This is a genomic window from Pseudomonas costantinii, from assembly GCF_001870435.1.
Taxonomy (GTDB): domain Bacteria; phylum Pseudomonadota; class Gammaproteobacteria; order Pseudomonadales; family Pseudomonadaceae; genus Aquipseudomonas; species Aquipseudomonas costantinii.
Genome location: NZ_MDDR01000066.1, coordinates 160,565 through 173,544 on the forward strand (window position 1 = coordinate 160,565; position 12,980 = coordinate 173,544).

The 12,980-nt window shown below is 57.8% G+C and carries 16 protein-coding genes; all 16 read right to left on the reverse strand.

Annotated elements, in window-relative coordinates; translation table 11 throughout:
• On the reverse strand, positions 1-318 hold the full coding sequence (locus BFL40_RS32275; protein WP_256254514.1) for a phage GP46 family protein: 318 nt from the start codon (positions 316-318) through the stop codon (positions 1-3).
• 113 nt (positions 319-431) lie between these two features.
• Positions 432-1,145, reverse strand: a complete 714-nt coding sequence (locus BFL40_RS32280) for a hypothetical protein (protein ID WP_071487742.1) — start codon at positions 1,143-1,145, stop codon at positions 432-434.
• 65 nt (positions 1,146-1,210) lie between these two features.
• Complete coding sequence (locus BFL40_RS32285) at positions 1,211-1,771, reverse strand: phage baseplate assembly protein domain-containing protein (RefSeq protein WP_071487743.1); 561 nt, start codon at positions 1,769-1,771, stop codon at positions 1,211-1,213.
• Positions 1,771-2,898 carry a phage baseplate assembly protein gene (locus BFL40_RS32290; protein WP_083374595.1) on the reverse strand — a complete coding sequence of 376 codons (1,128 nt, stop codon included), beginning with the start codon at positions 2,896-2,898 and terminating at the stop codon, positions 1,771-1,773. Before BFL40_RS32290 ends, BFL40_RS32285 begins: the two co-directional genes overlap by 1 nt.
• Entirely contained in the window at positions 2,882-4,207 is a 1,326-nt protein-coding gene (locus BFL40_RS32295; protein ID WP_071487744.1) for a DNA circularization protein, read from the reverse strand. The genes BFL40_RS32290 and BFL40_RS32295 overlap by 17 nt, the downstream gene beginning before the upstream one ends.
• The gene (locus tag BFL40_RS32300) at positions 4,204-6,429 is read right to left on the reverse strand and encodes a phage tail tape measure protein (RefSeq protein WP_071487745.1); all 2,226 of its coding nucleotides are present in this window, start codon (positions 6,427-6,429) and stop codon (positions 4,204-4,206) included. The genes BFL40_RS32295 and BFL40_RS32300 overlap by 4 nt, the downstream gene beginning before the upstream one ends.
• Positions 6,430-6,606: 177 nt before the next feature.
• Positions 6,607-6,993: a hypothetical protein gene (locus BFL40_RS32305; RefSeq protein ID WP_071487746.1), complete on the reverse strand. Its 387-nt coding sequence runs from the start codon at positions 6,991-6,993 to the stop codon at positions 6,607-6,609.
• Between the two features lie 5 nt (positions 6,994-6,998).
• Entirely contained in the window at positions 6,999-7,370 is a 372-nt protein-coding gene (locus BFL40_RS32310; RefSeq protein WP_071487747.1) for a phage tail protein, read from the reverse strand.
• A 13-nt stretch (positions 7,371-7,383) separates the two neighbouring features.
• Entirely contained in the window at positions 7,384-8,487 is a 1,104-nt protein-coding gene (locus BFL40_RS32315) for a phage tail sheath C-terminal domain-containing protein (RefSeq protein WP_071487748.1), read from the reverse strand.
• A complete protein-coding gene (locus BFL40_RS32320; protein WP_071487749.1) occupies positions 8,484-8,678 on the reverse strand; it encodes a DUF2635 domain-containing protein in 195 nt (64 codons plus the stop codon). The genes BFL40_RS32315 and BFL40_RS32320 overlap by 4 nt, the downstream gene beginning before the upstream one ends.
• Positions 8,678-9,244 carry a phage protein Gp37 gene (locus BFL40_RS32325; RefSeq protein ID WP_071487750.1) on the reverse strand — a complete coding sequence of 189 codons (567 nt, stop codon included), beginning with the start codon at positions 9,242-9,244 and terminating at the stop codon, positions 8,678-8,680. The genes BFL40_RS32320 and BFL40_RS32325 overlap by 1 nt, the downstream gene beginning before the upstream one ends.
• Positions 9,244-9,735, reverse strand: a complete 492-nt coding sequence (locus BFL40_RS32330) for a phage protein Gp36 family protein (RefSeq protein WP_071487751.1) — start codon at positions 9,733-9,735, stop codon at positions 9,244-9,246. The genes BFL40_RS32325 and BFL40_RS32330 overlap by 1 nt, the downstream gene beginning before the upstream one ends.
• Entirely contained in the window at positions 9,732-10,265 is a 534-nt protein-coding gene (locus BFL40_RS32335; RefSeq protein ID WP_071487752.1) for an HI1506-related protein, read from the reverse strand. Before BFL40_RS32335 ends, BFL40_RS32330 begins: the two co-directional genes overlap by 4 nt.
• Positions 10,266-10,274: 9 nt before the next feature.
• Positions 10,275-11,168 (reverse strand): Mu-like prophage major head subunit gpT family protein, encoded by an 894-nt coding sequence (locus BFL40_RS32340; protein WP_071487753.1) that lies wholly within the window; start codon positions 11,166-11,168, stop codon positions 10,275-10,277.
• 25 nt (positions 11,169-11,193) lie between these two features.
• The gene (locus BFL40_RS32345) at positions 11,194-12,162 is read right to left on the reverse strand and encodes a phage protease (RefSeq protein WP_071487814.1); all 969 of its coding nucleotides are present in this window, start codon (positions 12,160-12,162) and stop codon (positions 11,194-11,196) included.
• A gap of 256 nt (positions 12,163-12,418) precedes the next feature.
• Positions 12,419-12,973 (reverse strand): phage virion morphogenesis protein, encoded by a 555-nt coding sequence (locus tag BFL40_RS32350; protein ID WP_071487754.1) that lies wholly within the window; start codon positions 12,971-12,973, stop codon positions 12,419-12,421.
• Between the last annotated feature and the right edge of the window lie 7 nt (positions 12,974-12,980).

Sequence of the window (12,980 nt, forward strand, 5' to 3'; positions counted from 1 at the left end):
TCAAATCACCCTTACAGGTTGGCGAAACACCTGCGGATTGCCGGTGGCGTCGATGATGTCGATTTGCAGCGTGAGCCAGCCGTTGTGGGGCTGAGTGACTGATACGGTGATTGTCTTGGCGCGAAGATCCTTTAGCAGCGGCTTGAGGGCGTCCTCAGCGTATTGCTTGGCAAGGCGACCGACACGGGGGCGGTCTTTCTCGCGGCGAAGTTCGTGCAGGCGGGAGCCCAAAGTGGGATCTTTCCACCAGGTTCCGAGGGGAGTCATGAGGCGGATGTAAACGGCGTTTGCCAGCGTACTAATACGCTGGCCCGTCAAGTCGCCTGTAGTTGGGTTTATGCCTGCGTCCATAGTGATGCATGGTGCAGGCTCATGAGGCGAGACTGTATTTCAGGGGGGTTTAAGGTTTGACCAATTACCGCATTACCCAATTACATTTTTGGGCTAATGATGAGCGTTTGATAAAAATCTTTCTTATCGCAGCAGTGAGCAATATCAGATAGGTCGCCCACTTTTAGGGTTCTTGCGTCATCACCCGAAGTTCCGTTGTATACGTAAACCCTATATTCCTTCTGGTGGCTAAAACCGTTTGTCTTTCGCATGACAGCCTCATCCCCTTCAAAGGTGCCATTGAAAGTGTCGGGGTCAAAATACTCCACCAGACCACGGCCCACCTGGTTACCTAACTGAGATTCTGCCGTAAGAGCCTGATCTATACGCTCGACAAGATCTTTTGCTGGGACAATTACGCAGTATTCACCTAGATCGCCCTTCTCAACGTCCAACATCATGTACGATCTTAGATCCTCAAATGTTTCAAAGCTTAAGTCGTCGTCGCCGTAAATCGCTGACATGCAGTAGACATGGTAATCATTGTGGCGATTGAGCCCAATTCTGATTGGACCTGCAAAATCCTTTATTACGTGCTCCTCTCCAGTATCATTATTTTTTAAAGTTAATGTGACACCTTCGGGCTGATGCCACGATGACGTCCCTTCATGCGCATCGCCGATATTGCAGACGCCGTGCTCTTCATAAGCCTTGAAGAATTTCAACCGATTCATATAAAAATTGCCACGCAAGAAAGCGTCACGATGGATTTCTTTTTTAAAAAAGCGAACTAAAGCAATGATTTTTTTCGACATGGGCAGCCTAAGGTTTTGAGGACAACATTCCAGATAATCGACGCAATTAAAGAAATATCAGAAAGTTACTGCTTTTGCGATGGCTTTGCGCCACCGCCATGATCATGCCCATTGTAGACATCCCTGTCGCCTTGCATCGACCGCGCATGGTCTTCAATCTCGCCATCAGCCTTGATACCGCGCTCGACATGCAGATCGCCGGACATCTCAACCAAAGGCGTCTCAAACCGCACCCTGTTCTTGACCTTAAACAGCAGCTCATCAGTCACGACCTCGATGACCCTGCCGCGCTTCATATGCACGTAGTCGCCCTCATCGGTATAGAGCGAAACCTCACCGTCCTTTAGCTGGAGACGATAACGGCCATCCTCACTGGCAACCACGACGCAATGGTTGCTGCTACCACCCACGGGGATAACCAGATAGTCGGCCCCGGCCAGAGGCGCCGAGCTGAATCCATAATGCTGGAACAGTTCAGCCGAAACGGACTCACCCGCCAAGCCTTGCATCTCGACGCCAATCAACGGCCCATGGGAGTTGCTAACCGCAGTAGCGCGGAACGCCTGACGAACCTTGCTCATCACCCGCCACACCTGGTCGCGCACCAGTTGCGCCATCACACTCATTAGAGCCCCTTGATCATCTGAATAAAGGCCGCGTCCGGGTTGGACTTGCCTTTGTGTTTCTTCAACTTGTTGCCGTCCAGCACCCACATTTTGTCTTCACGCAAACGCAGCTCCGTAATAGCCCCTTCGCCACGGGCCAGGCGCAAGGTGCGAGACATCAAGAAGTAGGTGTCATTGAGCCCATGCGGCTCACTGCGAACGATGACACGCTGGCCTGGGGTCCAGACCTGCCCGTTATCGGCGCGATGCCCTTTGACCACGGCGCGGATCTCGAAACCCTCCAGACGACTGTCGGCCAAAAGCTTACGGGCGCGGGTTGTTGCCATGTCCTGGTTCTCGCTGGAGCTATCGACTATCACCTTGGGGCGGAAGATCCCACGACGGGCCAAGGTCTCGTCCTGGACTTGTGAACGGAGATGAGAGCGCTTGGTATCCAGCCCATCATTAGCGTACTGCCCATGCTGGCCCAGAACCGTGATTTGGCTGTATCGGTTGGCAATAGAGCGACGCACACTTAAACGCTCTACGTTATTGCCGACTCCATCCTCCCGCATCACCAGCACCCCCACCGGCTGCGTGGTGTAGTCCGGCCCGCCGATGATCAACCGGCCATCTGGTTCCACCCACGGCCAAAGGCCATTGGCCTCGGCGACCTGGAGCAATGCCTCCCAGGCTGTTTGCCCTGGCTCAATCTGAACACGTCGGCGGGTTTTAGCCTGGTCAGCGCGGATCTCGACTTTGTATGCACCTAACGGCTTAACCACCTGGTCAAGGATCTGTGCCAGAGACGCCTCACGCATTGATACGAAAGGCGATGAACAATCCACCAGAGGCGCGGCCAGGTCTCGTCCATTGATACGCATGGAGATGCCCCGGCGGGAAATATCGTGTTCAAACTCGTCAATCTGGCCGGTGAGAACCCGGTCGCCATCCAGGGTCAGCGAGCAAGGTGCCCCCTCTTTGATTACGTCAGGCAAGCGGATAGCGTTCTTGGTGTGCAGCTCAAGTTCGAAAGCATCGGCCGGGGTCAGCAGGTCGGATTCAATCGACCAGCCGTCCCAGGTGTCGTGCGCAAGGCCTCCAATAGCGAGTCGAATAGACGGAACAGGATCATTCAGCGTAAGCACGCAGCACCCTCCCGACAGGAATATTGTGCGGCGTTTTCAAGTCAGGATTGAGCCGGATCAACTCGATAGCGCGCTCATGGTCGCCATACCAACGATGGGCCAATAGGCGCAGGCTGGCCGATGATTCAACCTCCCGCTCAATCATCGGCGGGCTCAACAGGATGACTTGGCGAGCGCGTGCCTGGATCAGCGCGGCGGTGTTGCGTAGTGCTTCGATCACCGGCCGGGACGTTTCCACATCGAACAAGCGGCGATGCAACAAGATTGCACCCTGCACCAATGAGCGCACCAGGTTAACCAGCGCCTCCAATTCAACAGGGCTCAAGCTTGGATTTTTGCTTTCGTCCTCGATCACGATGGCAACCGCCTGGGCATGGGCGGCAGCCAGTTCAGTGATGACCAGGACGACCAAGGCAAAACCACTGGCCTCGACTGGATCGTCCGGCATGCGATCAGGCAACAGACTGGCATCTGGTGCAACACCCTGACGGGCACTGATCAAGAACGCGTTGGCCGCACGCGCTGGGCCAGTGGTCAAGGTATCACCGCCCGGCATGGTTGCAGGGACACCAGAACGAGACAGCAGCGCAGCCGACGTGCTGGGAGTGCTGTCCTGGATGGAGCTGCGGATCTGCGTCGGCGTGCGGAACAGGTCGACCAGGGGATCGAATGCGGCCGAAGGATTCTTTGCCATGGAGATGACGCCAGACACTACGCCGAGAATCTGCGAGCGCAGTTGCTGCACCCGCAGGAAGATCCCAGGCAGGCCCAGGGCCTTTTCAATGAGACCCACCCAGCCGCCACCAATCCAAGATTGGATCTCACTCACCAGCGAGTCAATCCGGCCGAACAGGTCAAAGACCGCGTCTTGCCAGCGATAGGCGTCTTCCTGCTCCAGGACGCCGATGTCGACGAACTCAAATTGCCGAGCAAAAAACGGCAGGTCGGGCGTGTCCTCTACAAATACCAGGGTGACCTGGGCGGAGTCCGGATTGTCCGCGTCATGCTTCACATCGACGTTGTGCGAGACCACGCTCAGGCTGCCATAGATCGGGTGGATCAGTTCACCAGGGCCTCTCTGACCAAGCGCAGCCAACAGGTTCTGTAGTTCGATCTCGTAGTTAACGCCATAGACGATGATCTGCATCGGTAGCCGCCGAGCGCCCCGGCCAAGATCGACCACGCTGTCGCCGTCTTTAAAGGGCGTGCCATGCTCTGACAACGCCCGCTGCCATTGAAGGTTTTCGCTGACGACCTGGATAGGGACGCCGCGAAAAGATGCGTCCAATAGGGTTTCTGCCCAGCTCATCGGCCGCGCCTCATTTGAATGTCAGTTCGTCGCTCGACCTCGGCCTGGATCATGTTGGAGTCCGTACGCAACTCAATGACGAGGGGCTGATCAAGCAGGCGTTGTAAGCGAGCTACGGCCGCTGGAGTGTCGGCGCCTGCGGAAACGGCACGGTTAGCGATACCTGCGGCCCACTGATTTGCTCCGTCGATAGGCAGCCCAGCAGCAGTCATACCGGTTTGTTGGTGCGCCAGTCGCTGGGCCTGGGACGACAACCAGTCCGAACTCTGGCCTGGGCTCTGCCCGGCCAAATCTAGGCGGTTGCGGTAGAACGCAGTTTGATAGGTGCGTTCGCCATCATTCAAAAGCTTGCTACGCATGACCGCGTCTAAGCGACCGGCATCCGTGCCCGTAGTAGACGCGCCACTGATTTGGGTGGCCGTCGCCCCAAGAGCGATAGGGCCAAGCCAAGGAGTGATGAAGCCACCAGGTTTCCCCTTGCCCGCCGTGGAACTGTTGGGAAGATCGGGCATGCCGCCCGGCAGTACACCACCCGGCCAGTTGGTAACAAACACTGACGTAACACCCGTGGCTTCCTCCAAAACCTTGCCCACGGCGATGTTTTTCAGGGTCTCAGGCCCGCCCATGAACTTATTGAGCAAAGCACCTGCACCCGATTTGGCACCCCGCCCGGCGTAGTAGCCGCCAATACCGAGCGCCGCACCGCCAGCTAGCATTTGCTCACCGGACAGGTTCAGATCGTCAAGCAAGTAGCTACCCATATCAGCAAATCCCTTGTTCAACGGGGTCGCCATACGGTCAATTGCCTGGCCGAGGGTTGCTTTCATCCTAGAGGCTGTCCCGCTGGCACTTTCAGTATTTTCTTTGAGGTCTCGGCCGATTACTGCGTCAGAGCCACCGATGTCCTTAGTCTGCTGACGCATGGTGTTCAGACGATCCCCAGACAACATGATGCGCATACCACGCACGGTATCTTGGTCCATCCCCTTGAACACAACACCCATGAACTTGGCGCGCTGCTCATCGGTTTTCATCTTGGCGTATTTGCCTTTTAGATCGCCGAAAACGTCCTGCGGGTTCCGTGAGCTACCGTCCTTGTTAAAGAACGTCACACCACTGGTTTTGGTGACCTGGTCCCGATACTGCTTGGTACTGAACACTCGCAACGTGGACTCGGCCAACGTGCCGAGGCGGTCTGGCTGCATCTCAACCGTGGAGAGGGTTTCCGTGAATGCCAACGCTTGCGCCATGGACATGCCAGCGGCCGCAGCGGCGCCACCAATCTTGGGAAAGAGGTCGGCAAGGTTTTCCAGTTCAGCGTTACCGAGTCGTCCGGCCACCGTCATTTTTTGGAGCAGATCCAGTGCCGCACCTTCCTTGTTCAGGTCGATGTTGAACGCACTTGCACCCGCAACCACCGCCTTGCCCAACACTGCGGAGTCGGCCCCTGTGACTGATGTCGACTGGCCGATAGCGTCGGCGGTTTTCTTCGCCGCGTCATACTTCACACCCGAGGCAATCAAGGTATTGAAGCCGCTGTCTACGTCTTCACGATTGACGCCATAGGCCTTCGCGATCCGCCACCCCTCGTCACGCCACTCATCCTTTTGATCGGGTGTCATATCGGCGGTTTGTTTGGTGCGGATCAGTTGACGGTCCAAGCGAGCGTTACCGGTCAAACCGGATACAACGCCGATACCGAGCCCCAGCCCGGCAAGCTGCCCTTGGGCGCTGCTACCCAGGCCCTTGATTCGGTCGAATTCCTGGCGGACACCGGTCGCAATAGTCTTAAGCACGCGAAGATTGCGGCCGCCGTTCTGTGCCAGGCGCCGGAACGCGGACTCAGTCCTTTCAACGCTTTGGCGCAGCGGCTGCACGCCCTGCCTGTCCGCGCTGGCAAGTTCGGTTTTGGCATCGCGGGCCGCTTTGCGAGCAGCGTTAGCCATCACCTTTAACTCTTCGGCAGTCTTGCTGACCACCAACCGAGTTTCGCCACCCGCTTTGGCAGTTTCCCGCATGGCACTGCGAATGGTCTTGTAGCTGCTGGCACCGGCCTGGCCGACCTTAGTGACTGCCGAGCTGGCTTTCCAGCTCTCATCAGCCAGGGACTTAGCGCCGTCCTTACCAGCCTTGCGAAGGTCGCCGGTAAGCTGGGCGATCTCACGTCGACTGTTGCCCGCATGGGCCTGAAAACGTAGTGCGACGCGCAGGTCGGAACTCATGGGGTACTCCCGAAAGGCTTAGAGGTGCAAGAAAGGCCCATAAATGAGCCTCGCGTTACTTGGGTTTTGGGAGAGGCGTCCGCTTACGCTTTGCGACATAGCGCGTGTTAGTGGTCTTGCCGACAATGAGGTCGATACGTGCGTCGATCTCAGGCTTAGTCATCCGCCTGATTTCCTCTAGGCGGTAACCGCGCTGGACAAGTCCGTGCTCGATTCGCCGCCAGTCGACAAGGCCGCGTTCTGCGGCGCGAGCTTTTTTTCCAGTTCCTCATCGGCGTCCGCGATGACGCCAAGGTCACTCTCCGTGAGGGATGCCCGCAGAAGGTCTGTCGTCAGCGCCTCTTCCGGAATGTCTCCAAGAGAGAGCAACTGGCGGCGGTAGACCTCAACCGTAACCAGTTGAAGCGGACCGTTCGGATGTTCTTCCTGAGCAGATATAAGGTCACCAGTCACAGGAACGCGCAGGGTGAATGTCTTGTGGAATACTCCGGCGTAATAAACCCCCACATTCAACTCACGCGTGATGGTCAGGCCTTTCCATTGCTTTAGCTGTTGTTCGGTCATTGCCCTTACTCCGTGTAGTAATTCAAGGCGGCAATGGTCAGATCGCGGGTTGCCTCACCCTCCACCTGGTATTTGCTGCCCATCTCCATCAACGAGCAGCCGGTCCAAGTCTGACGTTTGCTGCCGCCGTCCTGTGGATAGATGGTGAGCTTGGCGTCCAGCAAGGCGCGCCAATCTGGCTCGCCGGATTTCGGAATAGGCACGGAAATTTTCAGGTCGTGCTCTTCAATACCCTTTGTGGTTCCGGTAGGCCGACCAGTGCGGTTCATCGTCTTGACGATTTTGCGACCGGTCTTGAGGCTCGGCTCTACGCTCGTGACCTCGTAGTCGGTGCCGTTGATCTCAAGGACGATCTGCCCTACGTAGTTATCAGACATTTTGAATCACCTCTTACAAGAGCAAATCGATACGACCGGCGAACACGTGCAGGCCGTTGACGATATCGACGGGAATCGAAGCGTTGAGCCGGTTCGCGTCTTGGAGCGAACGCTCAACCACCAGCCCGTCCGCATTAGCATCGACGTTTTCGACGATCTCCAGTTCTTCCAGCTTTTTTAGTACATCCAGCAACTCGCCACGGACAGCCGGGGGCGTTTTGCTGGAGAGTTTGGAGCGCGGAAAACGCAAGCGGATGCGGTCGCGGCAAGCTGTACGCACGTAGTACAAGGTGCGAATGCTGGTCAGATCCAACAGCGACACATCAGTCGCACCCGCCGCTGACTTGATATAGGTCGTTACCGCCCGGACGATCTGGATGACGTCACCCGCACCGACTTCCAGTGGGGTTACACCGTTAGCCAGGGCCGTTTCCTGCTCGACACGACCGAGCCGCTTAGCCATAGGCGGCACTTTGATCCCAGTCAGAATCAACGTATTCAGTGGCCGCGCCGGGTCTTCCTCAGAGGCGATCACCGCAGCGTAGGCCGCTGCGACCTGACGGGCAGTCGATGGAGTACCAGGCAACGACGCCAGACTGATTGCGCCGTTGTTCAAGGACGCAGCCAGGGTAGTAGCAGCGGACAGACTGGCGGTATTGGCTGCCACTCCGATGATGCCTTGCTGCTCCATCGAGTTGGTCCAGGTCTCAATATGCGTACGCAACGCAGTAAGGGCTGTCTGGCTGTACCAGGCAGGAACCAGAATCGTGAAGCCACCCATGGCCGTGGCGTCCAGCGCCGCCTTGATATCGGGCTCAGCATCGCCCTCAACAGCCACGCCCACCGCAGAGATAGAAGCGTACCGGTAGGCGCCGATAAAGGCGGCGGCCATTTCTTCGGCCACGGTGCCACCGAACAAATCTCCGGCCTCCGGCGAACTGTAGAACGGTGTTGGGATATTGGCCTCAACCGTCGCGCCCTCGCCAAGCGGAACGATCAGGCACACGTTTTGTTTGTTGGTCGGCAGGTTCCGTACAGCCAGGCGAAGGTTGAACTCCATGTAAACGCCAGGCTTACGAATGGACGCCGGGATCGTGTCGAATTCAATCATGCTCATTCAGCGGACTCCTTTGCGACTTGTTTGGCACTGCCGCGCGATTGCTTCGCGGGCACCAGAAGTTCTTCCGCAGCCAGACGGCGTCGGTAGTAAGAGGTATCCGGCACGTCGACTGCCTCTTCCCCCTCGATGTATTGGAATGGATCTTCTTCCATAGGCACCCGATGACCAGGTGCAGCGATTACGTGCATTACACGTCCCTCAATTCGATATGGTCTGTTACCACCGGCTCGGGGTTGCCCGATGGCGTGTGGTACTCCAGGGACATGCCCAGGAAGTCCGGCAGATCCTCTTTCGGCTTCTCCCAATCCAGCTCGATCACGAACGACTGGCCCAGGACTGAAAGGTGGTCATTGGCAAACTTTCCGTTGACCAGGTTGGAAAGCTCCGTTGGCTTGATCGCAGCACGGCCCTCCCAGGGCTGCCAATCAACCAGCTTGTGCATGCAGGCTTGCCATAGGTCATAGCTGCCAATGTCATTGGGGCCACTACCGCGCCGGGTTTCCCGCTCACCTCGGGGGTGGCGGGTGGCGATAATCAGGCGGAAGGTGATTGGCACCGTGTAACGATCCTGGCTACGCCGTTGAAACGTCGCCTTTGGGACCATGAGCAAAACGGCAGGGCAACGCTTGAGTAAATCGGATAACAGGTCTGGGTCGCTCAGTTCACCGCCGTAGCTCTGAACCTTGAGGCTCCGCAGTTTGGCGGCCAGCTCGTTCAAGCGGGTCTCGATCAAGTCCTCCAGTTCGCCCAGCATCACAACGCCCTCAGCGTGCGGCGATCCATCAGCCGGGGCTGGCTGATGATCTGCATACCAGATCGGCCAGCCTCGGCCGCACCACGCTCTTTGTCCTCCTGGGCCAGGGTTTCCAGGCGCTTCAAGACATCCTTGTAAAGCACCCGCACGGTCGACTCTTCCCGCCCTGCGTCGTCGTACAGGTGATACCGAGCGATCTCCGCAAGGTCTGCCGTCACCCACTCCGGGGCGTCCTCCCCGGCCGGGCGGAAGCGCAGGTAAAACGAAACCTCACTGCGCGCCCGTGTCACTGCGTCGGCGATCCGTGCCAACGCCATGACCGCTATTGCCACATCGTCGGCATCCCAACCGTCCAAGGGTTCGCCCGCTGCCGCTGCTGTCAGCAACTCCGGCTCAATTACCCGTTTGTTGTCAGGCACTGAAACTTGGGTGATGTCCCTGGCACCGAAGCGGATCAAGAGCTGGCTAGCGGACGGCAGTGAGAGGTTCATTTCGCAGAATCCTTTGCTTTCGGCGAGCGGGCCTTTTCAGGCTTTACTTCCACCGACAGAACCTTACCCACCGGCTCGGTAGCGTCTGCTTGGATTGGCTCTGCGGGCTGCACCACTGGAGCAGTCAAAGGCGCGGGACCGGTTAATGGATCAACGGCATGGTCACTGGCGCCGCCCAGCACGGGTTCCGTACCTCCAGTCTCAGGCGCTCCAGCCACATGGACTGGCTCTGCGGCGACGGCCAGTGATGCAGCCACAGGCGTAATGACTGTTTCAGACGCTTGCGACTGGGTAGCTGGAGCGGCGTCGGGCGCTTGCGAAAGCGCAGCTTTCGAGATGTCTGCATTGGGCTCGTCCTGTACCTGGTCGAATTCATCCTCCTCATAGGCAAGGATCAATTGAGGCTCTTTGATCAGGGCTTTCAGTTGTTCTTCCGTGAAGAAGTCGTCCGCGTACTTGGTCGGCTGGCTTGGGTGCGCGATACCACAACGGCGGAAACCGTTGTGCTTTGCCTTAATAATGATGGTCATACCGCCCCCTTAGCCCAGCCAGCTCGGCGCCAGTACCTCGGCGGTGCCTGCCCACTCGTTGCCGTTGTCGGCGTCTTTAACCAGGATCTTGCGGGCCACACCTTCCAGCTGGGACGGAACGACCAACAGGCCTGGATTAACACCGAGAGGACGGCCGCCGTCAGCGCGGAAGTTCTTCATTGCGGCACGAGCTGCGCCGTAGCTTTCTGCGGTAAGCGGAGCTTTCGAGCAATAAGCGAACTGCCAGAAGCCAAACCCGACGTTGGCGCGGGCGTCGACGCCATAGCGGTACTCGTCACGCATGAAGACCTGTTCGTCGTCCATGCTGGTCATCGCTTTCAGTGCGTAGTCACGACGCTTCTGAAAGATCAAAGGCTTGATTGCGCGGCTGACATCGAGCAGATACCAGGCAGGGCCTTCACCATCCTGATAGTTGCTGACAGAGACCGCCGTACCGGTTCCATCGGTATTTGGATAGACAGGGTGGTCCACGTCGAAGAAGTTCTGGCCGTCGTAACAGAGCGTGGATAGCCCCGCTTTCAGCAGACCAAACACCAGTTCATCAGGGTGCGCGGTAGATGCTCGCCCCATCTCCTGGAACAGCGGCTTATACACGCCGATCTCATCGTCTTCGATGGAGTCACGCGGAACACCGACAGAAGACTCAAACTTTTTGTTGGCGATGGAGTAGCTGTGCGCCGCCATGTTCTTGAGGACACGCTCGCCGATCCACTCACGGAAGGTCGGGAACTGGCCCAGCCAACCATAGGTATTACTGGCCGAGGACGACGGCACCAGAGTGGCGATGCGCTGCCAGTCGGTAGGGGTTGCGGCCTGGGCATTTTGAAACTCTGCCTTGAACGCGGTGAACAGCGCCTGCAAGGCGGCGGTAGTGATAATCATGAAACGCTTCCTATATAGAGGGGAGTTACGCCTTGCCCTTGATGAATTCCGATTCGCTCATGCCCAGCAGCGAAGCGACCTTTTGCTCTTCGGTGTTGAGCGCGGTTTCGGTGTTATCGGGCTTACGTTTGCCCAGGTCCGTCGGATCGCCCACCGATGGCGCCGCCGCTACAAAGTCTTTCAGGCGCTGCAAACCCTCAGCGTCCTGGCAGCTAGCGCGGTGGTACTCCAAGGTCGCAGGAACGATCTTCCCGGTCTGGGTGGCTGCGGTGAGAACGGCGTCCACTTCCTTGTCGTGGTCAGCTTTCTGGAGCTTGACCAGTGCTTGCTCTGCGTTGGTCGCTCGACCGCTCAAGGCGTCGTAGTCCGCACGCGGAACGAACAGGGCCAAATTCGGCTGTTCGGAGTTGGCCGCTTGGGCGGTCTTGAGTTTGTTGATAGCCGCAATGGCCTCTTCTTCGGTGGCGGTCTCGGGCAGGCCGAGCAATGCCAAAAGCGCTGGTGAAAGTTTCACTGGCGTAGTCTCCGGGTCTTCTTGGTTGAGTGCTGTCAGGAGGAAATTCGGCTTATTGGTCAGGCCCGCGCTGACTAGGCGCGCAATGCGCATGGTCACGGAGTCGTAGTCGAATACGGGGGAGAGAAAGCGGTACTCGCGGTTGATGACCTGGAGCGAGGCACGAGGCGTCCAGTCGACCTGGCCCCACAAGGCACCGTCGCGGATTTCCAATTGCTTGATCCAGCCACCGGCCGGGGCGTCTTCGCCTTTCGTTGCGCGGTGCTGAGTGGAGTGCTCCCAGTCAATCGGTAGATCAATGGCCCGATCAGTGAAACTGGAAAGCACCAGGGCCTGGCCCTGTTCATCGAACAGCCACTGACGGCCGTCGCGACCGGAAACAGTCGGGCCTGCCGGAATCAGCTCGACCCACTCCGGCGCCTTGCCGTCAGAGACGGTTGCGGAGAGGTCGGTATTGAGTGCGAGAAGTGTCTTTTTCATGCCGCCAGTTTGGGCGGCCAGGATCAAGCGGAGAGTTTCAGGACGGCTTAAGGTTTTAGCCGTTGAAGAAAGGGTGATCGGTGTATCGGGGGAGCCCATTCTATACGTATAGAATGAATTACTGCGCAGCCCCCATGCAGTTTTAGCCCTACGGCCAAATCTAACGCATCTCTAACGGTAGTTCGTCAGACTGCCCGCCATGGTTGTACCTGCAAGCCCCCTAAAACGCCGTCAGCGGGCTTTCTCTGAACTCGACCTACAGAGGTTCCGAAAGGTAGTCGGAGATGATGGCGAGGATCTCAGCATCATCCTCAGACGACAGCCCCAAATATGGACGGGCTGGCATCACCGTGGAGTGCGCCCCACGAGTAACCCACTGGGCAAAGTTGGACTTACTGCGCTTCACAAAGCGATTGCCCACCGTGCCGTTCTTGGCACTGAAATAAACCTGCTGTGATCGGGCTGCATGGTCGATCTTGCCGCCGAGCTGGTGAATGGCGCCATAAGGCCGATCCGTACCGAATTCTAATGTGTTGCCACTAACGTGGTGTCGGATGGTGTCCTGCAAGTCCCCGCCCTGACGTAGGATCTTGTTATTACCTTTTCTTGCGATGGTTGACGCAGCCAGCGGCGCCCAGGGCGAGCCGTCGGGGGCGACCTGCTGACGAAAGCGATTGTCGGTCGACTGGTGCAGGTACTCGGCGATGTCCAGCAGCGGGACGCTCAAGTCCTCCAGCCGGTCAGCCAACTCATTGAGGGCCGCACTTGCCCGGCCGTCGTCTAGTCCAACATTTAGCATTGCACCCGCCACTCTCACC